The following is a 20,135-nucleotide window of genomic DNA, read 5'->3' as shown; positions in this document are numbered from 1 at the left end:
CGCCCGGCCGCCCCGCCCGACCGCCCCGCCCTGCCGACCTGCCCCGCCGGTGCCGTCGCGCTCTCGGCCGGCGTCACGCGCCCGGCCCGGCTGGTTAGAGTCCGGGCTTCGGTCCTCACGGTGCGTTACACCTCGTCGAGGACGACTCCTCTGAAGCGATATACCGCTGTGTCATATTTATGACCTACGGGTATATCGCGTCTCACGGAATCCTTTCTCCCGGCCGACACGCCCGAGGTGGGAGCGGCGAAATTGGTTCGTGTCGCCTGCTTCTCGGAGATCGAAGCATGTGTCATCCTGCCCTGCGGCGAGCCGCGGTGACGGTCGCCGACTCCGGCGGCCGAGGGAGGGGCGGTGGCTGAGGAGGAACTCACGCAGTCCGGAATGCGGGTCGGAGGTTGGCTGCCCGCCGTGCCGGTCGAGCCCGTCGCCACGCCGCAACCGCAGGCCGCCCCGCGTCGCCTCGCCGGCGAGCCGGACGACGGCGCGTGGGAACCGGCCGTCCCGGACGTCTCCCCGATCGACGATGCGGCACCGGCACCGGCACCGACCGGGCCCGCGCTGCTCGGCCCCGCGTCCGTCGGGCCCGCGCCTGGGCCGGCCCCGCTGGTCGGGCATGCCCCGGCTGGGCACTGGCCGAGCGGGCCCCAGCCGGCTGGACTCGGTCCGGTTGGGCCGGGACAAGGCGGGCCAGGACCGGGCGGGCTCGACACGGGTGGACCTGGCCCGGGGCCGGCTGGGCCCGGTCCGGTTGGACCCGGCTTGGGGCCAGGCGGGCTCGGCACGGGTGGACCGGGGCCGGGAGCGGGCGGGCTCGGGCCAGGTGGGCCAGGGCCGGCCGGTCCGGTGCCGGCTCAGACGGCGGCTCGGCCGGACCGTGCCGCCCGGCGGGCGCGGACCGGCCTACGGGCGCGGACCGGCCTACGGGCGCGGCCCGGCCTGCGGGCGCGGACCGGCCTGCGGGCGGTGGACGGGGACCCGTTCGGGGACGGGACGCCGGCCTTGGCCGGCCGGCACACCGCGCCGGAGAGCCTCCGCACCCGGCTCGCCGGCCTGGCCGGCGCGCTCGCGATCCGGCTGCGCGGGGCGTTGGCTCGACTGCGCGGGGCGTCGGTCCCACGGGAAGGGATGTCGGTCCGGCTGGGATCAACGTCCGCTCGGCTGCGCGGGGAGTCGCTCCGGCTGGGGCCGGTGTCGGTTCGGGGCGTGTCCGCCCGGCTGCGGCACGCTCTCCGCCCGGATGCGGCGCGGGCCGTGAGCGAGGCCGGGGCCACCCGGGTCGCTGCCGCCCGGGCCCGCCGCCAGCGTCGCCGAGCCGTGCTGGCCACCGCCGCGCTGACCGCGTCGGTGGTGGCGCTGGCGTACTCCGCCCGGTCACCGACGCCGCCCGAGCGTGGCCGGGCCGTGCCGGCAGCCGGGCCGACCACGCCGGTACCGGCGCCGCCGGGGGCGCCCCCGACGGTCGTGCCGGTGACCGGCGACCCGGCGCTGCCCGGCGACCCGCTGCTCGGGGTGGATCAGGAGCCGGTGCCGCCGGCGGTGTCGCTCACCCTGCTCGGCACGCGGGACTGGCGGCACTGGGGCGGCGCGGGCGCGGACAGCGTCCAGCGTAAGCAGCGCGGCACCGGCGAGATCGAGGACCCGGGCGGCGACCGGCTGGAGCACAACGCCGGGGTGTCCGGCCTGAGCTGGACGGACGGCACGCCGACGGTGCGGCAGGAGAGCACCCGGACGGGCGTCTTCCAGCGCGGTGCCGGCAAGTCCTTCAGGCTCGGTGTGGCCGGCAGCGGGGACCTGCGGACCGTCCGGCTGTTCGTCGGTGCGTTCTCGGCCGGGGCCCGGCTCGACGTCTCGCTCTCCGGCGGCGGTGATCCGGCCGTCCGGGAGGTGGCCATGGCCCAGGGCGACCGCTTCTACCAGTACGTCGTCCACTTCCGGGCACCTCGCGGCCAGCGGCTGCTGATCACCTGGCGGGCGCTCGCCGTGACCGGCGGGCAGAACGACGGGGTGTCGCTGGAAGCGATCACGGTAAGCTGACCCGCCGCTTGGCTGGACGGCGACGGGTCCGTTCTGCTACCTCTTGGTAACGAACGGGAAACGCCCGTCGGCTCACATATGGCGCAAACGGCCGGGCGGTGACACCGTGAAGCCCGTCGCGCTCCGGCCGCTCCGGCGGCGCCGCGTGAGACGAAGCGGAGGTGTGGTGGGCGAGGAGGACCGTTCGCGAACCGGCCCCGGCTCGCATCGAGAGGGCCACCCGCGTACCCGGTCCGCGCTGCGCCGGCTGCGGCGCCGGCGGCGGATGGCGTTGGAGGGCCTGGCCGCGTTCCTCTGCCTGGCGGCGCTGGTGGCCTACCTCGGCACCGAGCGGCACGACGCGCCGCGCGAGGAGAGCGCGGTCCTGCCGGTGGCGCCGACCGGCCGGGTCGGGCTGCCGGGCGAAGCCGACGGCGCGGCCGCCACCCCCGGCCTGCGCCCCCGGCAGCGCCCACCGTCCCCGAGCCCCTCACCGTCCCCGAGCCCCGCACCGTCCACGATGGCGCCACCGACGGTCGCGGTCAGCCGGGCCGAGGTGCCCGCCTCGGTCGACCTCACCGCCGTGGGCACTGTCGACTGGGTCCACTGGGGGCTGCTCGGCGGTGACCGGACGGTCCGCAAGCGGGGCGGTTCCGGCGCGATCCGGGACGAGGGCGGCCGGGGCCGGCGGGAGAGCTTCAGCAACAACCCGGAGGCGTACGCCTGGCGGGACGGCGTGCCGGTGGCCTCGGCCAGCGGCACCATGTCCGGGGTCTACACCTGCGAACAGGGCAGCGGTTTCCGTCTCGCGGTGACCGCCGACGGGCAGTCGCGCACGGTGCACCTCTACGCCGGGCTCTGGATGGCCCGTGGCCGGCTCGACGTGCGGATCGCCGGTGGGCCGGTCAGCACGCTCCGGATGGAGGACCCGCACACCGCGCTGACCACCGACTTCACCGTCCGGTTCCGCGCGCCGCGCGGTGCGAAGCTGCTGCTGAGCTGGACCGTGGAGGAGTCCCTCGGGCAGTGCGGCAACGTCAGCCTCCAGGCCGTCGCGCTGCGCTGATCCGCGTACGCCGCCCGGGTGCGGGTCGTGCCCGGCCGAACCATCGGGACAGTTTGTCCGTCGCGCGCCGGGTCGACCGACGTACCTTTCCGGGGTCCCCGTCCGTCCATCCTTTGTGGAGGTTCGACCGATGAGCCGTCCCACGCCTCTCGCCCCTGCCCGCCAGTCCTCCGATCGCGGTGTGTTGCGGGACATCCCGCTGCCGCCGTACGTGACGGTGGAGGACGTCCAGTTCGCGGTGCGGGCGGTGGTGGTGCATGCGCCACGGTCCTGGTCGGGCGGGACCATCTGCCGCAACGACGCCAGCCCGCACCCGTGCCGGTTGCACCGCTGGGGCCGGCGGGTGCTCACGCTGCGCGGGCTGCCGCCGGCCGAGATCGACGCGCTGGTCGAGCGGGGCGACCCCGCCGCCGCGCCGCGCCCGTACCGGCCCGGCGCCTGAACGCCGGGCCGGCGCGGGTCGGTCAGCAGAACGCCGGCTTGACCCAGGAGCACTCCCGCCCCTCCGGCACCCGCGGCGAGTCCGGTGCGGTCGGCACGGTCCGCCGGGCGGTCGCCGTCTCCTTCTCGGTGTACGTGGCCAGCGCGATCGCGATCTGGTCCTCCAGCCCCTTGACCGACGAGGTCAGGTAGTTGTTGAGCACGATCGAGAAGGCCAGCAGCCGGCCGTCGGCGTCGGTGACGTAGCCGGAGAGGCCGGACGCGCCGGTCAGGCTGCCGGTCTTGGCGTGCACGTTGTTCGCGGCGGCGGTGCCCGTCATCCGGCTGCGCAGCGTCCCGCCGACGAGCCGGTCGGTGTTGCCGGCCACCGGCAGCGCGGCGTACCAGGTGTCGAACCAGGGCTCGGCGCGTACCGCGGAGAGCAGCGTCACGAACTGGGCGGGCGGGATCATGTTGCGCCGGGACAGACCGGAGCCGTCACGCTGGCGCAGTGTGCCGGTGTCCATTCCGGCGTCGCCGACGTACTCACCGATCGCGGCCAGGCCGGCGGCCCAGGTGCCGGAGCCGGAGAGCATCCGGCCCAGCTCCTTGGTGAGCACCTCGGCGTGCCCGTTGTTGGAGAGCTTGAGGAACGGCACCATGAGGTCGGCCAGCGGCATCGAGTCGTGCCGCGCCAGCGGCCGGGCGGTGTCCGGGGTGGCCGTGCCGAGCACGGTCCGGCCGAGGACCCGTACGCCGTGCCGGCGCAACGCCGACCGGAAGACGTCGGCGGCGTACCCGGTCGGTTCCCAGACCGTCACCCAGTCGCTCTCGGCGGCCTGGCCGACCGCGATCTGGCCGGTCACCACGACGGTGTTGCTCCCGTGCTCCCGCTCGATGGAGACGGTGGTCTCGCCGCCGGTGACCGTCTCGGCCCGGTTGTCGATGTGCAGCCAGCCGTTGTCCGGGGTCATCGAGACCTTCGGACGGACGCCGGCCCGCGCGCCCGGCGCGACGTCGACGATCACGGTGCCGGCGTCGTAGTCGGTGTCCGGCGCGACGGTCAGCGCGGACACCTGCGCGGCGTAGTAGTAGGGCTCGTCGTCCCAGGTCCAGTCCGGACCGAGCCGGGTGCGGTCGTAGCGGGTGTCGTCGGCGACCAGGTCACCGGTCACCACCCGTACGCCGGCGGCGGCGACCTGCGCGGCGAGCCGGTCGTAGTCCGCGGCGAGCATGGTCGGGTCGCCGCCGCCGCGCAGGTAGAGGTCGCCGGAGAGCAGCCCGGCGCGGCGCGGCCCGGCGGCGCTGACGTCGGTGGTGAAGCGGTGCCCCGGGCCGAGCAGTTCCATCGCCGCCGTCGAGGTGAGCAGCTTGGTGTTGGAGGCGGGGACGAGCCGGCGGGTCCCGTTGCGGTCGTAGAGCGTGCGGCCGGTGGTGGTGTCGACGACGACCACGCCCGCCTGCGCACCGTCGAGCCGACTGTCCGCGAGGATCGCGTCGATGGTCGCGTGCAGCCGGGTCTGCGCCGGGGTGGGCGCGTCGGCCGTGGCGGTGGTGGTGCCGGCGGTGGCCGCGGTGGCGACCAGCACCAGCGCCGCGAGCGCCCGGGGAAAGAGACGACGATGCATGTGCAGATGCTGCCATGGTGCTTTCCTGCGGGAAAGGGCCCGGGGCGAAAGGTTATTGCCGAACTCAGGTCCGCGGCGTGGCCACCCGTTCCGCCGGCCCGGGTTCGCCCGCTCCCGGGCGCAGGATCAGCGGTGCGACCAGGGCGGCGAGTGCGCCGCCCAGCAAGGGGAAGACGATGAAGACCCAGAGTTGGCGCAGCGCGGTGCCGCCCTGGAACAGGGCCGGACCGAACGACCGCGCCGGGTTGACCGAGGTGCCGTCCAGTGTGAGGCCGACCAGGTGCGCGGCGGCCAGGGCGAGACCGATCGGCACCCCGGCGAACGCGGCGTGCTCACCCCGCCCGGTCACCACCAGCACCACCAGGACGAAGAGGAACGTCAGCACCGTCTCCAGCACGGCGGCGCCGCCCAGGTTGATGTGCGCGCCGTAGCCGTTGGTGCCGAGCGCGCCGGTCTGGTCGACCACGTCACCCCATCGGGTGAGCGCCCAGATCACGAACGCGGCGACGATGGCGCCGGCGAACTGCGCGACCCAGTACAGCACCGCGCCCAGCGGGGAGATCTTCCCGGAGAGCAGTACGCCCAGGGTCACCGCCGGGTTGATGTGGCTGCCGGAGAGCGGCCCCATCGTGTACACCAGCGCCAGCATGGTGAAGCCGAAGGCCAGGGCGACCACCACCACGCCACCCTGGACCCGGGCGAAGACGGCGCTGCCCACGCCGAAGAAGATCAGCAGCAGCGAACCGAGGAACTCGGCGACGTACCTGCGCGGGTCGTCCACGCCCTCGAGCATAGGGAGCTGCCGGGCGGTTCGGAGGAGAAACCGCTGCTCACGCCCGATCACCCGGCTCTATTTGACGGATCCACCGGCAGCGGGCACGGTGGGTGGTGAGGGGCCGTCCGACCGCCCCCCTTATTGCGGCGAAACAGCGTTTCGTCCGCTTCCGGGTCGCGAGCCGACCGCGTGGGCCGAGTCGCCCGCGAATCCGAGAGACCAGCCATGAGGAGTTCCGCCATGCTGACCATGACCGACAACGCCGTCCTGGTGATCCGTGACCTCGCCGCCCAGCAGGACGTGGCCGACGCGGGTGGGCTGCGCATCGCCGCCGACACCGAGGCCGGCGCGCTCTCCATCGAGCTGGTCCCGGCGCCCGTGCAGGGCGACCAGGTGGTCGACGACCAGGGGGCGCGGATCTTCCTGGACCTGGACGCCGCCGAGTTGCTCGACGACACCTCGGTCGACGCGGTGGTGGACGAGGAGGGCGTGGTCCAGTTCGGTTTCACCGAGAAGGAGTGACTCAGCCGGCCCGGCGGGCCTCCCCGCCGCGCTGCGGCCGGCCGGCGCGCCCCCACTCCGGGGCGTCCTGGCCGGGCCGCCACGAACCGCCGCGCTGCTCCCGGTCCGGTCGGACCAGCGCGGCCAGCACGTGAGCCAGGTGGTGGGACGTGCTCCAGGCGATCCAGTTGGCCGGCGAACCCGCCCCGGCGCCGCGCCGGGCCCGGCGCAACACCTCGTGGTCGCCCCAGGAGAAACCCGACCCGGCCGCCGGCCAGTGCGGGGCGGCCACCAGCGTGCGGCACAGGTCGGCGAGGCGCTCGTCGCCCCGACCGCCCCGCCGGCACCAGCGGTAGATCCACCACGCGCCGTCGTCCGCCCACCGCAGCGTCGGCAGCCGGTCGCCGGGCGCGTCCGCGTCGCGTACCGCGCAGCCCACCCCGTAGTCGGCGTAACCCAGTCGCAGGTCGGCCAGGCGTTGCCAGAGCAGCCAGTCGTAGCGGTCCAGGCGGACCGGCTCGTCGACCGGGAGCCGGGACAGCGCCGGTGGCATCCCGCCCGCCGCCACGGTAACCGCGCGCCAGGCGTGCCGCCGGGCCCACTCCGCCGCGCGTCGCACCCGTGGCTCGGCCAGCCGGACGTCGGCCAGGCAGCACACGTCACCAGCGTCCAGCAGCAGGTCGCACTGCTCGGGCACCAGCCCGGTGGACCGCCACACCCGTTCCGCCGCCGCGGTGGCGGCGTCCGGGCCGACCCGGTCCGGCCCGATCCGCAGCCGGACCACCGCCCGGCCCGCCCCGGCCCGGGCCGCCGCGCCGTGCGCGCCCAGCCGCCGGTCACTCTCCGCGAGCCCGGTCACCGGCATCAGGGGTACGCCCCAGCGGACCGGGTCGTGTTCCGGGGTGTCCGGCAGCGCCGACACGTCGACGGCCGGCAGGAGCGTGGCGGGCAGCCGTCGCAGCGCCGCCACCGGGACCGGCTCGTCCGCCGGCACGTCGACGATCGGGGCGAGCAGCGCGGCGGCGGTGTCGTCGAGGTGGGCCAGGGCCTCCAACTCGCCCCGACGGCCGGCCAGCACGGGGCGGTAGACCGGGTCCGGCGGCCAGCCGCCGGGTGCGGACACCATACTTCAATGTAGCGACTCAATCGCTCTCCGTCACCGCCCCGTTCGGGTGGCCAGCGCCCTCGTTGACACGGCGGAGGGCACGGTGGTGGCATGGTCTCCGCGGGCGCGGCCGGGCATGGACGGGCAACCATGACCACCTCTGAGCCGGCCCGTGTCCGGGTCGGCCCGCCCGGAAGGCCACCCCATGACCCCGCAGTCCCGCCTCCGGCTCGGCGCGGCCCTGACCGCCGCCGCGGCCGCGCTGCTCGTCGCCGGTCAACTGCCCGCGCTCGCGGTCGACGACCCGCCCGCGCCGGTTACCGGCAACGCCACCCACTTCGACGGCCTCGGCTCCCCGTACGGCGGCTGCGGCCTGCCCCAGTCCGAACTGGACTCGCCGGACGTCGTCGCGCTCAACGTCTACGACCTGCCCGGCGACTACACGTCCTATCCGGTCCGGCCGCTGCCACCGGACCAGGCGGACCGGATCGGGCTGTGGAACAACGGCCTGAACTGCGGCCGGTTCGTCCGGGTGACCATCGGGGACCGGTGTACCGGCACCAACGACGGCGCGCCGGGGCAGCCGTTCTGCCGCAACGGCTCCTGGGTCGCCGACGGCTACAACGGCGCCACCCTGACCATGGTGGTCGCCGACTCCTGCGGCGACGGCAACGCCTGGTGCCGGGACGACCGGAACCATCTGGACCTGTCCACCGCCTCGCTGAACCGCTTCGCACGCGGCGGTGTCCCGGTTGGTGACCTCTATCCGAGCCACTGGAACAACCGGCAGGTCTCCTGGTCGTTCGTGCCGGCGCCCGACTACTCCGGCGACCTCCGGATCGCGTTCCTGCGCGGCGCCCAGCGGTACTGGCCGGCCATCGCGGTGTCCCACCTGCCCAACGGCATCCACGGGGTGGAGTACCTGGCCGACGGGGTGTGGCGGGCCGCCACCATGAACAGCGACATGGGCCAGTCGTACGTGCTCGGCGCGACCACCGCCGGCGGCGTCGACTTCCAGATCCGGGTGCGGGACGTCACCGGCGCGCTGGTGGGCGGCGGCCGGGTGTACCGGTTCGCGCTGCCGGCCTCGTGCGGCGGCACCTGCTCCGCCGCGTACACGCCGGTCAGCTACACCACGTCGGACGGTCCGACGGCCCCGCCGACCGGGTCGCCGAGCCCGACCGCGTCACCGAGCCCGTCCGGCTCGGGGTGCGCGGCGGCCTGGACGGTCACCGGCGCGTGGGCCGGCGGCTTCCAGGCCGAGGTGACGGTCCGCAACACCGGTACGTCCGCCGCCACCGGCTGGCGCACCGAGGTCGCCTTCGCCGGTGGGCAGCGGCTGGTGAACGCCTGGAACGCCGGCGCGACGCAGTCCGGCGCGCGGGTGACCGCGACGAACGCGTCCTGGAACGGTGCGTTGCCGGCCGGCGGCACCACCAGTTGGGGCCTGGTCGTCTCCGGCGACAACCAGCCGCCGACCGAGGTGAGCTGCACGCTGCGGTGAGCACGGCCGGGGCCGGGCGCGGATCCGCTCCGCACCCGGCCCCGGCCGGCGTTCAGTCGTCGTCGCCGTGGCGACCGTGGTCGTCGTCCCGGTCGTGCGAACCGTGGTCGTCGCGCCCACCCCGGTCTTCCGTGCCGGCCCGGTCGTCGCGCCCGCCCCGGTCGTCCGTGCCGGCCCGGTCGTCGCGCCCACCCCGGTCGTCGGTGCCGGCCCGCTGCCGCTCGGCCTCCAGCACGGTGCCGGTCGCCCGGTCGACCTTGACCTCGTGACGCCAGCCGTCACGGGTGACCTTGACACTCCACACCGGACGGCTGTGCTCGGTCTCCGCCTCGATCTCGGTGACCCGGCCGCCACCGGTGCGGACCAACGCCACCTCGGCGGCGCGCTGCCGGCTCACCGTGCCGCCGGCTGCCCGCGCCGGACCCGCGTCGTCGTCCGTACCCCGACGGGCCGGGTTGTCCTCCCGGCCGGTGCCCGCCGGGGCACGGTCGTCGTCGGCCGTGCCCCGGTGGGCCCGGTCGTCCCCGCCGCCGGTCGCCGACCGGGCCGGGTTGTCCGCACCGCCCGTGCCCGTCCGGGCCGGGTTGTCCTCGCCGCCCGTGCCCGTCCGGGCCGGGTTGTCCTCGCCGCCCGTGCCCGTCCGGGCCGGGTTGTCCTCGACGGTCACGGCGGCCGGGGCGGTGCGGCCGGTCGACCGGTCCGCCGCGGTCGTGCCGAGCGCCGCGCCGGTCACCGCCAGCACGGCGACTCCACCGGCCGCCGCCAGCATCAGGGAGGTACGTCGCATGGTTGCCACCTTTCCTCGGTTCGTGTCGTCGAGACTGCGCGCCGGACGGTCGGGGCCGCGCTAGCCGACAGACAACGCCGGGTTAAGGCGCGTGGTCGTGGTCGGCCGGGAAAATCGCTGTCCGTCGCCGGAGCACGGTGGTAGACAGCCGGGGTGTCCGAGACGCTGGAGTTTCCCGAGCTGCTGCGGTTGATCGACGAACGGTCGACCGCGTTCCGGGCGGCGGTCGCCGCCGCGCCCGACCTGGACGTCCAGGTGCCGACCTGTCCGGAGTGGGCGCTGTTCGACCTGGCCCGGCACCTGGGCGAGGGGCGCCGCTCCTGGGCCGCCACGGTGGCCGCCGGGCCGGGCGCCCCGGCCAAGGTGGTGCCGGCCGGCCCGCCCGTGCCCCGGGACCGTGCCGCGCTGCTGGATTGGCTGGCCACGTCGACGCGGCAGCTCCTGGACGCGCTGCGGGCGGCCGGCCCGGAGCGCGGCTGCTGGACCTGGTGGGGGACGTCGCAGTCGCCGTCGACCTGTGGCGCGGTCGCCCGGCACCAGCTCCAGGAGGTCGCGGTGCACACCTACGACGCCAAGCTCACCGTGGGCGCCGCGCAGCCGCTGCCGGTCGAGGTAGCACTCGACGGGGTGGAGGAGTTCCTGTTCACCTGCTGCACCACCACGGCCGGGTGGCCGCACGGGCCCGCCGCCGTCGACTACCACAGCACCGAGGGCCGCTCCTGGCGTCAGTCGCTCTCCGCCGACGGGGTGACCGCCGCCCGCCTGCCCGATCCGGCTGTCGGCGTGGGCCCGGCCGACGCCGCCGCCCACGGTACGGCCGGCGACCTGGTCCTGTCCTTCTACGGCCGCATCCCACTGGACGCGCTGAAGATCGACGGCGACCGGGGCCTGTTCGACAAGCTCGTCGAGTGGGAGCCGGAGTAGGGCGCGGGGTCGTCAGGCAGACGGCGCGGCACCGAGCCGGAGCACCACCCGGGCCCCGCCACCGTTGGCGGCCGACAACTCCAGCCCACCGCCGCTCGCGCGGGCGGCCCGCTCGGCGATGTCCAGACCGAGCCCGGTCGACCCGGCCCGGCTGGCGCCGCGTCGCACCGGGCCGGGCGGCAGCCCCGGGCCGGCGTCCGCCACGGTGAGCGCCACCCGCTCCGGCTCCGTCGCGAGCCGCACCGTGAACGGGGTGCCGTCGGGTGTGTGGGCGAAGACGTTGCCCAGCAACGCGTCCACGGCGGCGGCCAGCTCGTCACCGCTCAGCCGCACCGGCAGCGGGCCGGGGGCGAGGTCGAGCGTCACGGTCCGGCCGGTGTCCTCCGCGAGCACCGACCAGAACGTCACCCGCTCGCCGACCACGGTGGCCGCGTCGCAGCCCCCGCCGGTGGCCGCCGTGCCGCTGCGCCACCGGGCCCGTTGGATCACCCCGGTCACCGCCCGCTCCAGCCCGTCCGCCGCCGCGGTCAGCCGGGCCGCGTCGTCCGGGTCACGCAACGACTCGGCCTCCAGCCGCAGCGCCGTCAACGGGGTACGCAGCCGGTGGGACAGGTCGGCCACCTGTTCGCGCTCCTCGCGCAGCAGGATCTGGATCCGCTCGGCCAGGTGGTTCAACGCGCCCGCCACCTCGCGCAACTCGGCCGGCCCGGCCGGTTCGACACGCGCGTCCAGCTCTGCGTTGGCGAGTCGGTGCGAGACGGCGGACAGCGCCGTGATCGGCCGGACCAGCGTGCCGGCCAGCCGGTCGGCGACCACCAGGCCGACCAGCACGAGCAGCGCGCCGAGCAGCGCCAACACCAGCCAGGCGCGGGTCACCCCGGCGGTCAGCTCGGCGCGGGGGACCAGCGTACGGATCACTCCGGTGCCCTCCGGGCGGCCCTGCACCGCGACCACCACCTCCCGCCCGGCGGCGGACTCGACGGTCAGGCTCTGCCCCCGGGCGGCCAGCGTGACCGCCGGGGTACGCGCCGCCGGCGCGCCGAGCACCGTGCCGTCGGCGAGGAAGACGCTCACCTCACGGCCGGTGTCGACGGCGAGCTGGTCCACGGTCAGCCGGACGGTCTCCGGCGTGGCGGTGCCGACCACGGTGACCAGGAGCTGCACGTCGGCGGTGGCCCGGGCGGTCGCGCGGTCCGCGGCGACGCTGCGCACCAGCACCGCCAACGGCACCAGGAACGCGACCATGACGAGCACCCCGACGGCCGCGACCAGCAGGGTCAACCGGCGCCTCACCGGTCCTGCTCCGGCACGTCGAGCCGTACCCCCACGCCGCGCACCGTGTGCAGGTAGCGGGGTGCCTGGGCGCTCTCGCCGAGCTTGCGGCGCAGCCAGGACAGGTGCACGTCGACCGTCTTGTCGGCGCCGCCGTACGGGATCCGCCAGACCTCGGTCAGCAGCTCCCGCTTGGTGACGACCTGCCCGGGGCGGCCGGCGAGGTGGTGCAGCAGGTCGAACTCGCGTGGGGTCAGCTCCACCGGCGTGCCGTCCAGCGTGACCTGCCGGGACCGCCTGTCGATGCGTAGCCCGCCGAGCACCAGCGCCGCCTCCGTCGCGCCGCCGCCGGCCGAGCGGCGCAGCACCGCGCGGACCCGCGCGTCCAGTTGCGCGGCGGTGAACGGCTTCACCAGGTAGTCGTCCGCGCCGGCGTCGAGCAGGCGCACGATCTCCACCTCGTCGTCGCGGGCGGTCGCCACCACGACCGGCACCGTGCTGACCGCGCGCAGCATCCGCAGCAGCTCGGCGCCGTCCAGATCGGGCAGCCCGAGGTCGAGCACGACCAGGTCGGGCCGGTCGTCCAGGGCGTCACGCAGCCCGCCCAGGGCGGTCGACGCCGCGGCGACGGCGTGCCCGTACTCCCGGAGGGCGCGCAGCAGCGGAGTGCGGATGGTCAGGTCGTCCTCGATGAGCAGCAGGCGCGCCACGCAAGGGAGGGTAGCCGTTCGGCGGGCCGGCGACGGGGTCCGTTAACCGGACCTTAGCGTCGCCCTACGGCCGCCCCGACCCGGCGCGGGGCAGACTCGGGGCATGGATCGCCGTACCCTCCTCGCCGTCACCGGCTGGCTGGCCACGACCGTGGCGGCCACGCTCGTCGGGCTGGCCGCCGTCGACCTGGCCGGCGCGGGCATCACCGGCACCTCGGGCGGGGTGCGGACCGAGCGGGACGTCGCCCGCGCGCTCGCCGTACCCGATCCGGGGGCGGGTGGCGCGACGAGCGTGAGCCCGGTCGCGACGCCGACCGGGACGCGGTCCGGCGCCGCGACGCCGACCGGCGCCCAGCGGGGCTTCGTGACGGACGGCGGCAGCGTGCTCGCCGAGTGCGGACCGGGCGGCGTGCGGGTGGTGGCGTCGTCCCCGGCGCCCGGGTACCTGACGAAGGACGCCGACCGGGGGCCCGACGACCACGTCGAGGTCCGCTTCGTGGGCGGTGGTCGGGAGTACGAGGTGCGGCTGCGCTGCCGGGGCGGAGTGCCGACGCGGGACCCGGAGGACTGAGTATTCGCAGCTCAGAGCCGTCGACTGTCCAAGATCGGACAGTGCTGTCGCTGGTTGGTGAGCGGTGGGCCGGCATAGCTTCGAGAAGCAGGGGAGTGATCGTCGCGGATCGCTCGGCGCACCACGAACGCCTCCTGCCGGCGTACCGGCGGGAGAGAGGACGACCATGTCCAGCCCCAGATCGAGGAGGGGAGCGACCGGCCAGCCCACTCCGAGCGCGCGGGAGGCCGCGCACGTCGACTCGCAGATCGACTCGTGCTCGTCGGCCGGGTTGCCGCCGACCGCCCGGGTGTTGTTCGCCGTCGTCGACGCGAACGGCACGCTGGTCCGCGGCCTGGGCGCCACCTCGGCCACGCGGCTCGCCGCCGGGATGTACCAGGTGGCCTTCGACCAGGACGTCGCCGGGGCGGCCTACGTCGGGACCGTCGGCCCCGCCAACGGGGGCGGGCTCGCCCAGCAGGGCGTCATCACGGTGGCCCCCCGGGCCGGCATCGCCAACGCGGTCTTCGTCGAGACGCACGCCGCGAGCGGGCACGCGGACCGGCCGTTCCACCTGGCCGTGCTCGCCTGAGCGGGCCGGACACGAGCGCGCGGCGCCGCCCGACCCGTCCGGTCGTCACGTCGCCGCGCTCTGGCCGTCTCCCACCGGCGCAGCCGTACGGCGGTACGTCAGCGGGGACCTGGCTCGACCGGCCCAGCTCGCAACCGGTCTTGTGTCCTGCTGATGCCCGTCCGGCGGGGGTCCAAACCTGACCGGCGTGGGGAATTCCACCATCTGCCAGTCCCGGCGTGCTGGGCACGCGAACGGGGTATGAGCGGGCCATGGAGCATTTCACGATCGCGACCGTCGCCGAGAAGAGTCCCGATTTCCGCCGCGTGCTCTGGACCGGGGAGCACACGCAGTTGGTCATCATGACCATCCCGCCGGGCGGCGAGATCGGCGAGGAGGTCCACGAGGGCATCGACCAGATCCTCACGTTCGTCAGCGGCACCGGTGAGGCGCGGGTGGCCGGTGAGAAGAAGGAGGTCGTCGCCGGCGACCTGGTGGTCGTGCCGTCGGGCACGAAGCACAACTTCGTCAACACCGGGCCCAACCCGTTGGTGCTCTACACCGTCTACGGCCCGCCGGAGCACGCCGACGGCGCGGTGCACAAGACGAAGGAGGAGGCGGACGCCGCCGAGGAGGCCGGCGAGGACGAGCCGCCCACGTCCTGACTGTTAAGAAGGGGCCCCTCCTATACCTGAAGCGTTAAGAAGGGGCCCCGCCTTGCACCAGGCCGGGGTATTTGAGGCCGGCGCCGGTGTTGAGGACCACGACGCGTTCACCGGGGCGGATCCAGCCGCCGGCGCGCAGGTGCCGGGCGGCGGTCAGGCAGGCCGCGCCCTCCGGGCAGAGCAGCAACCCCTCCCGGGCGGCGAAGTCGCGCAGGTCGGCGACGATCTCCGCGTCGTCCACCGCGATCGCGGTGCCGGCGCTGTCCCGCAACGCGGTCAGCACCAGCTCGTCGCCGAGCGGGGCCGGCACGGTGATGCCGAACGCGAGCGTGTGCGCGTCCTGCCACGGGGTGGCGCGCGCCTCGCCGGCCGCGAACGCGCGCACGATCGGCGCGCAGCCGGTGGACTGCACGGCCACCAGCCGGGGCAGCTTGTCCTCCACCCAGCCCAGCTCGCGCAGCTCGTGCAGCGCCTTGTGGATGCCGATCAGCCCGACGCCGCCGCCGGTGGGGTAGATGATGACGTCGGGCACCTGCCAGCCGAGCTGCTCGACGATCTCGTACCCCATGGTCTTCTTGCCCTCGAGGCGGTACGGCTCGCGCAGCGTGCCGGCGTCGAAGATCCGCCCGCCCGAGGCGGCGACCAGCGCGGCGATCTCCCGGCCGGCGTCGTTGATCAGCCCGTCGACCAGCCGCAGGTCCGCGCCGGCGGCGAGGCACTCCTGCCGGCAGATGGTCGGCGCGGCCAGCGGCATGGCGATCGTCGCGCCCATCCCGGCCCGGGCCGCGTAGGTCGCCCAGGCCGCGCCCGCGTTGCCGTTGGTCGGCATGGCGATCCGCTCGACGCCCAGCTCCCGGGCCCGGCTCACGCCGACCGCCGCGCCGCGCGCCTTGAACGACCCGGTCGGGGTGAGCCCCTCGTCCTTGACGATCAGCTCCGCCACGCCGATCTCGTGGCCGTACGCCCGGGCGTGCCACATCGGCGTCCAGCCCTCGCCCAGCGTGGTGACGAACCGCGGATCGGCCACCGGCAGCAGTTCCCGGTAACGCCACAGGTCCGCCGGGCGGAGCCCGAACTGCTCCGGTGTCACGGTGGCGGCCACCGCGGCCAGGTCGTAGCGGGCCAGCAGCGGGGACCCGCAGTCGCACAGGTTCTGCAGCTTGTCGGCCGGGTGTTCCAGGCCGCAGCGCGGGCACTCCAGGTGCGTCAGGTGCACGGTGGTCCTCAGCTCGCGTCGATGCTCAGCCAGTGCCGGCTGCGCCGGCCCGGCTCGTACGGGGAGTCGAGGCGCTTCGCCACCACTCCGGGGAGCCGCTGCTCTCGGGCGGCCCGCAGGGCGTCCGCGCCGACCCCCGGGAACCACGGCGGAGTCTGCCAGTGCGGGCCGGCGAGCGCCAGACCGTCGAGCAGGTCGCGGCGTTGCGCGTACGGCACGTCGAGGCTGGACACGCCCTCCAGCCAGAGCAGGTCGACGGCGAGGAACTGACCCTCCCGCTTGCTGGGCGGCTTGACCCGCCCGGCCGGGTCGATGCGCACCAGCACCCCGTCCAGCACCACCTCGGTGGGGGCCAGCTCCTCGGCCATGGCCCGTAGCCAGGGGTGGTCGCCGGTGATCTCCGTGTCGTCGCCGTCGAGCAGCCGGAGCCGGCCGCCGGAGACGTACGCCATCGCCCGCACGCCCGCCCAGCGCGGCTCGTACCCCCAGGCGGCGGCGTCGCGCGGCAGCCGGCCGCCCTCGGTGGCGCGCATCGGGCGGACCAGCTCGGGCATCGGCGTCCAACCCGCCGGCGCCGGGTCGGTGCGGCGGACCATCCAGTCCCGGCCCCGGCCGCCGGTGGCGAACAGGACGTACCGGCCCTTGGTGCGCGCGCCGTCGAGCACCACGATCACCTCGTCGTCGCGCCACTTCTCGGCGCGGTAGGTGCCGGTGTCGTGCACTGTCATCCGCCCGCCGCCGTACTCGCCGGCCGGGATCTCGCCGTGGAACGTCAGGTATTCCATCGGGTGGTCCTCGGTGTGCACGGCGAGGTGGTTGCGGCCCGGGTCGCGGGGCAGGCCGCGCGGCACCGCCCAGGAGGCCAGCACGCCGTCGTGCTCCAGCCGCAGGTCCCAGTGCAGGCTGCGGGCGTGGTGCTGCTGGATGACGAAGCGGGGCGCGCGCCGCGCGGCCCGCTTCCGCGCCGGGGGCCGCTCCGGCACCGGCTCCGGGGTACGCGCCGCGTCCCGCTTCCGCCGGTACTCCTCCAGCCGGTCCGCCACAGCCGTATTCTCCGGCATACCCGGCGCGCGCGCCGGCATGGCGACGGCGTTGCGGGGTAGAACCGTCGACATGGACCTCGACCAGCCCACCCTTCCGCTTCCCGGCGACGTCCGGATCCCGATCCTCGGCTTCGGCACCTGGCAGGCCACCGGCGAGGACGGCTACCAGGCCGTGCTCGCCGCGCTGGACGCCGGCTACCGGCACCTCGACACCGCCACGATGTACGGCAACGAGAAGGAGGTCGGGCGCGCGGTCGCCGAGAGCGGGCTGCGCCGCGAGGACCTGTTCATCACCACGAAGCTGCCGCCGGACCGGGTGGGCCGGGAACGGGAGACTCTCGAGGCGAGCCTGGCGGCGCTGGGCACCGAGTACGTCGACCTGTGGCTGGTGCACTGGCCGCCGTCCGCGCCCGGCGACAGCATCCCGGTCTGGCGGGAGATGCTGGCCGCCCGGGACGAGAACCTGGCCCGCGCCGTCGGGGTGAGCAACTACTCGACCGCGCAGCTCGACGAGCTGATCCAGGCCACCGAGGAGACGCCGGCGGTCAACCAGATCCGGTGGAGCCCGTCGCTGTACGACCGGCAGGCGCACGCCGCGCACCGGGACCGGGGCGTCGTGCTGGAGGGTTACAGCCCGTTCAAGACCAGCGACCTGTCCGACCCGGTGCTGGTGCGCATCGCCCAGGCGCACGACGTCTCGCCGGCCCAGGTGGTGCTGCGCTGGCACATCGACCACGAGATCGTGGTGATCCCGAAGTCGGTCACACCGGAGCGGATCCGGGCCAACGCCGACGTGTTCGGGTTCTCGCTGACCGCCGAGGAGATGCGCGACATCGACGCGCTCGGCGGCTGATCCGGCGTACGGGAAGGGGCGCGGTCCGCACGGACCGCGCCCCTCCTTGTCTCCGGTGGTCAGCCTCGGGCGCAGGCGGTTCCGTTGAGGGTGAAGCTGCTCGGCGCGGAGAAGCTGCCGTTCAGCGTCGCCTGGTAGCCGAAGTTGGTCGACGCGCCGGGGGCCAGCGTGCCGTTGTAGTCGACGTTGCGCGCGGTCACCGCCGAGCCGCTCTGCGACACGGTGGCGTTCCACGCGCTCGTCACGTTCTGCCCGGAGGGCAGGTTGTAGTTGAGCGTCCAGCCGTTGATCGTGCTGTTACCGGTGTTCTTGACCGTCACCTCGGCGGTGAAGCCGTTGTTCCACACGTTCGTCGCCCGGTAGGTCACGGTGCAGGCCGAGTTGCCCGAGGGCGGCGGCGTGGTGGTGGGCGGCGGGTTGTTGCCGCCGGTGTTGACGCTCTGGGAGAACGAGTTCACGGCCAGGCCGACCCCGCCCTGCCACGGCTCGAAGCCGGCCTGGATGCTGGTCAGGTACCAGTCGTTGGTGATCGCGCCCCGGTTCCGGGTGTCGTTGATGAACGCCAGCGCGTCGAAGCTGAAGCTGGGGACGGCGGACGGCGCCACGTACGAGATGACGTTGTTGGAGCCGTTGCTGCCCCGCCAGACCTCCCAGGTCCGGCCCGCGATGTTCGTGTTGCCGACTGGGGAGCCGATGGGCTGGATCGAGCCCTGCCGGTTGAGCCAGATCATGATCTCCATCTGGTTCACGCCGTCCTTCTTGGGCGACGGGTCGAGCCAGATGTCGTACGCGGCGTCGTAGATCGCGCCGCTGACGTAGTTGTAGCTGATGCTGGCCGGCGCGCTGCTGATGTTCTTCACCTGCACCGGCAGGTTGGTGCCGGGGGAGCAGTTGGTGTAGTGGCAGCCCACGAAGATCGACGGGTAGGAGACCGGCGCCCCGTTGGTCGGCGCGGAGCCGTCCGCCCGGGTGATCGAGAAGCCGGTCGAGGTGACGTTGATGCACTGCTGGGCGCTGGTGCCCCAGCGGTTGTTCTGCACCACGTACTTACCACCGATGGTGGTGGAGCCGTACTGGTCGCAGATCTGGGTGTCGGCGGAGGCGGTGCCGCCGAGCGCGACGGCGACGATGCTGCCGGCGGCCAGCAGGCCGGCGACGGCGAGGGCCCTGAGTGAACGCTTCATGATGCTCCTTGGTTCGGCGCGGGGGCGCCGGTGGTGTCGAGGGATACGTGCGGGAGCGCTCCCATGTTCACCGGAATACATTTACATGTTTGAAATCGATACGCAACTGAACCGGTTAAGGAGTGCCGGGAGGGGTCCTTCGGCACTTCCGTGGGCCCGGTCGCAGCGAGTAGTGTCTTGCCTCCAACGCGTTCCGACCCCCTCCGGAGGCGTACCCCACGATGGGTGGTTCTCCCCTGCGCATCCTCGTCGTCGGCGCGGGCGTCGCCGGCCTCGCCGTGGCCCGGGCGCTGCGCCTGGCGGGGTTCCGGCCGGACGTCACCGACCGGCTGCCGCCGGGCGAGCGCACCGAGACCGGCCTCTACCTCCCCGGCAACGCGGCGCGGGCGATGCGCCGACTCGACCTGGACGGGCCGCTGCGACCACTCGGTGAGGTGATCCACCGACAGCGCTTCCTCGACGCCGCCGGCGCGCCGCTGTGCGAGGTCGACCTGGACACGCTCTGGGCCGGGGTGGGGGAGTGCCGGGCCCTGCCCCGCGCCGAACTGCACCGGGTGCTGCTCACCGGCGCCGGCGGCGCGGTCCGCCACGGCGCCGAGGTGAGCACCGTCGACCCCCATCCCGCCGGCGTCACCGTCGGCTTCACCGACGGCACCGGCGGCGAGTACGACCTGGTCGTCGGCGCGGACGGACCCCGCTCCGCGGTCCGCACGCTGGCCGCCCTCGGAGGTCCGCCCCGCCCCGCCGGGCAGGTGGTCTACCGCGCCGTGGTGCGCGACGGCCCGCCGGTCACCGACTGGACCGCCCTGCTCGGCCAGCGGGCCGGCTTCCTGATGGTGCCGCTCGGCGCCGGTCGGCTCTACTGCTACGCCGACGAGGCCGGCACCGCGCTGCCCGCCGACCCGCTCGCCCGGCTGCACGAGCTGTTCGACGGCTACGGCGGCCCGGTGCCCGAGGTGCTCGCCGCGCTGGAGACGGTGCACGTCGAACGCACCGAGGAGGTCGAGCTGGGCCGCTGGTTCCACGGCCGGGTGCTGCTGGTCGGTGACGCCGCTCACGCCGTCGCGCCGACGCTCTCCCAGGGCACCGCCATGGCGTTGGAGGACGCGGTCGTGCTCGCCGAGTCGCTCCAGGCCGCCGGCAGCGTCGACGCCGCGTTGATCGCGTACGAGAGTCGGCGTCGGCCGCGTACCCGCTGGGTGCGGGACCGGACCCGGGACCGCAACCGCACCCGCGACGTGCCGCCGGCGCTGCGCGACCCGTTGCTGCGCGGACGCGGCGGTCGGATCTTCGGCGAGCACTACCGACTTCTCACCGGTCCGCCGTAGAAGCGCCGAAGATCGTA

The 20,135-nt window shown here is 74.7% G+C and carries 20 protein-coding genes; 11 read left to right on the top strand and 9 right to left on the bottom strand.

The annotated features are described in order from the left end of the window. Positions 1-966: 966 nt before the first annotated feature. The 3 genes from ACZ6O5_RS09090 (at position 967) to ACZ6O5_RS09080 (ending at position 3,524) form a co-directional block, all read left to right on the top strand. Positions 967-2,037 (top strand): hypothetical protein, encoded by a 1,071-nt coding sequence (locus tag ACZ6O5_RS09090; RefSeq protein ID WP_465975658.1) that lies wholly within the window; start codon positions 967-969, stop codon positions 2,035-2,037. Between the two features lie 166 nt (positions 2,038-2,203). Next, positions 2,204-3,082 (top strand): hypothetical protein, encoded by an 879-nt coding sequence (locus tag ACZ6O5_RS09085; RefSeq protein ID WP_465975656.1) that lies wholly within the window; start codon positions 2,204-2,206, stop codon positions 3,080-3,082. A gap of 130 nt (positions 3,083-3,212) precedes the next feature. Next, positions 3,213-3,524, top strand: a complete 312-nt coding sequence (locus ACZ6O5_RS09080) for a hypothetical protein (RefSeq protein WP_107162369.1) — start codon at positions 3,213-3,215, stop codon at positions 3,522-3,524. Between the two features lie 22 nt (positions 3,525-3,546). Here the strand turns inward: ACZ6O5_RS09080 and dacB are convergent, their stop codons facing one another. Then, positions 3,547-5,130 (bottom strand): D-alanyl-D-alanine carboxypeptidase/D-alanyl-D-alanine endopeptidase, encoded by a 1,584-nt coding sequence (gene dacB, locus ACZ6O5_RS09075; protein ID WP_465975654.1) that lies wholly within the window; start codon positions 5,128-5,130, stop codon positions 3,547-3,549. A 64-nt stretch (positions 5,131-5,194) separates the two neighbouring features. After that, positions 5,195-5,911 carry an MIP/aquaporin family protein gene (locus tag ACZ6O5_RS09070; RefSeq protein WP_465975652.1) on the bottom strand — a complete coding sequence of 239 codons (717 nt, stop codon included), beginning with the start codon at positions 5,909-5,911 and terminating at the stop codon, positions 5,195-5,197. Positions 5,912-6,145: 234 nt separating this feature from the next. On the opposite strand from ACZ6O5_RS09070, the gene ACZ6O5_RS09065 reads away from it, so the two are divergent. Next, complete coding sequence (locus ACZ6O5_RS09065; protein WP_465975650.1) at positions 6,146-6,427, top strand: adhesin; 282 nt, start codon at positions 6,146-6,148, stop codon at positions 6,425-6,427. A gap of 1 nt (position 6,428) precedes the next feature. Here ACZ6O5_RS09065 and ACZ6O5_RS09060 read toward each other — a convergent pair whose 3' ends face one another. After that, entirely contained in the window at positions 6,429-7,532 is a 1,104-nt protein-coding gene (locus ACZ6O5_RS09060; RefSeq protein ID WP_465975648.1) for a beta family protein, read from the bottom strand. A gap of 184 nt (positions 7,533-7,716) precedes the next feature. Here ACZ6O5_RS09060 and ACZ6O5_RS09055 point away from each other — a divergent pair, with 184 nt between their 5' ends. After that, positions 7,717-9,015 (top strand): cellulose binding domain-containing protein, encoded by a 1,299-nt coding sequence (locus tag ACZ6O5_RS09055; RefSeq protein ID WP_465975646.1) that lies wholly within the window; start codon positions 7,717-7,719, stop codon positions 9,013-9,015. 52 nt (positions 9,016-9,067) lie between these two features. On the opposite strand, the gene ACZ6O5_RS09050 is transcribed toward ACZ6O5_RS09055, so the two are convergent. Further along, on the bottom strand, positions 9,068-9,802 hold the full coding sequence (locus ACZ6O5_RS09050) for a PepSY domain-containing protein (protein ID WP_465975644.1): 735 nt from the start codon (positions 9,800-9,802) through the stop codon (positions 9,068-9,070). Positions 9,803-9,955: 153 nt separating this feature from the next. On the opposite strand from ACZ6O5_RS09050, the gene ACZ6O5_RS09045 reads away from it, so the two are divergent. Beyond that, a complete protein-coding gene (locus ACZ6O5_RS09045; RefSeq protein ID WP_465975642.1) occupies positions 9,956-10,726 on the top strand; it encodes a maleylpyruvate isomerase N-terminal domain-containing protein in 771 nt (256 codons plus the stop codon). 12 nt (positions 10,727-10,738) lie between these two features. Here the strand turns inward: ACZ6O5_RS09045 and ACZ6O5_RS09040 are convergent, their stop codons facing one another. Both ACZ6O5_RS09040 and ACZ6O5_RS09035 read right to left on the bottom strand, forming a co-directional pair. Further along, on the bottom strand, positions 10,739-12,019 hold the full coding sequence (locus ACZ6O5_RS09040) for a sensor histidine kinase (protein WP_465975640.1): 1,281 nt from the start codon (positions 12,017-12,019) through the stop codon (positions 10,739-10,741). After that, complete coding sequence (locus ACZ6O5_RS09035) at positions 12,016-12,708, bottom strand: response regulator transcription factor (protein WP_405092669.1); 693 nt, start codon at positions 12,706-12,708, stop codon at positions 12,016-12,018. Before ACZ6O5_RS09035 ends, ACZ6O5_RS09040 begins: the two co-directional genes overlap by 4 nt. Positions 12,709-12,811: 103 nt before the next feature. Here ACZ6O5_RS09035 and ACZ6O5_RS09030 point away from each other — a divergent pair, with 103 nt between their 5' ends. The 3 genes from ACZ6O5_RS09030 to ACZ6O5_RS09020 all read left to right on the top strand — a co-directional run bounded on the left by ACZ6O5_RS09030 (position 12,812) and on the right by ACZ6O5_RS09020 (position 14,494). Further along, positions 12,812-13,279 (top strand): septum formation initiator, encoded by a 468-nt coding sequence (locus ACZ6O5_RS09030; protein WP_465975638.1) that lies wholly within the window; start codon positions 12,812-12,814, stop codon positions 13,277-13,279. 166 nt (positions 13,280-13,445) lie between these two features. After that, a complete protein-coding gene (locus ACZ6O5_RS09025; RefSeq protein WP_431930821.1) occupies positions 13,446-13,850 on the top strand; it encodes a hypothetical protein in 405 nt (134 codons plus the stop codon). A 251-nt stretch (positions 13,851-14,101) separates the two neighbouring features. Then, the gene (locus ACZ6O5_RS09020) at positions 14,102-14,494 is read left to right on the top strand and encodes a cupin domain-containing protein (protein WP_281936127.1); all 393 of its coding nucleotides are present in this window, start codon (positions 14,102-14,104) and stop codon (positions 14,492-14,494) included. Positions 14,495-14,528: 34 nt separating this feature from the next. Here ACZ6O5_RS09020 and ACZ6O5_RS09015 read toward each other — a convergent pair whose 3' ends face one another. Continuing rightward, positions 14,529-15,710, bottom strand: coding sequence for a threonine synthase (locus ACZ6O5_RS09015; RefSeq protein ID WP_465975636.1), 1,182 nt, complete (start codon positions 15,708-15,710; stop codon positions 14,529-14,531). Between the two features lie 8 nt (positions 15,711-15,718). After that, entirely contained in the window at positions 15,719-16,753 is a 1,035-nt protein-coding gene (locus ACZ6O5_RS09010) for a DNA polymerase ligase N-terminal domain-containing protein (RefSeq protein WP_465975634.1), read from the bottom strand. Positions 16,754-16,823: 70 nt separating this feature from the next. Between ACZ6O5_RS09010 and ACZ6O5_RS09005 the strand changes: the two genes are divergently transcribed. Beyond that, on the top strand, positions 16,824-17,606 hold the full coding sequence (locus ACZ6O5_RS09005; RefSeq protein ID WP_465975632.1) for an aldo/keto reductase: 783 nt from the start codon (positions 16,824-16,826) through the stop codon (positions 17,604-17,606). A gap of 59 nt (positions 17,607-17,665) precedes the next feature. Here the strand turns inward: ACZ6O5_RS09005 and ACZ6O5_RS09000 are convergent, their stop codons facing one another. Continuing rightward, positions 17,666-18,790 (bottom strand): glycoside hydrolase family 12 protein, encoded by a 1,125-nt coding sequence (locus ACZ6O5_RS09000; RefSeq protein WP_465975630.1) that lies wholly within the window; start codon positions 18,788-18,790, stop codon positions 17,666-17,668. A gap of 221 nt (positions 18,791-19,011) precedes the next feature. On the opposite strand from ACZ6O5_RS09000, the gene ACZ6O5_RS08995 reads away from it, so the two are divergent. Next, positions 19,012-20,118: an FAD-dependent monooxygenase gene (locus ACZ6O5_RS08995; protein ID WP_405092677.1), complete on the top strand. Its 1,107-nt coding sequence runs from the start codon at positions 19,012-19,014 to the stop codon at positions 20,116-20,118. Positions 20,119-20,135 lie beyond the last annotated feature (17 nt).

This window comes from Micromonospora sp. NPDC049201 (genome assembly GCF_055586805.1).
The sequence above is the reverse complement of the archived record's forward strand: the minus strand, read 5'-3'. Positions and strand labels throughout refer to the sequence as shown.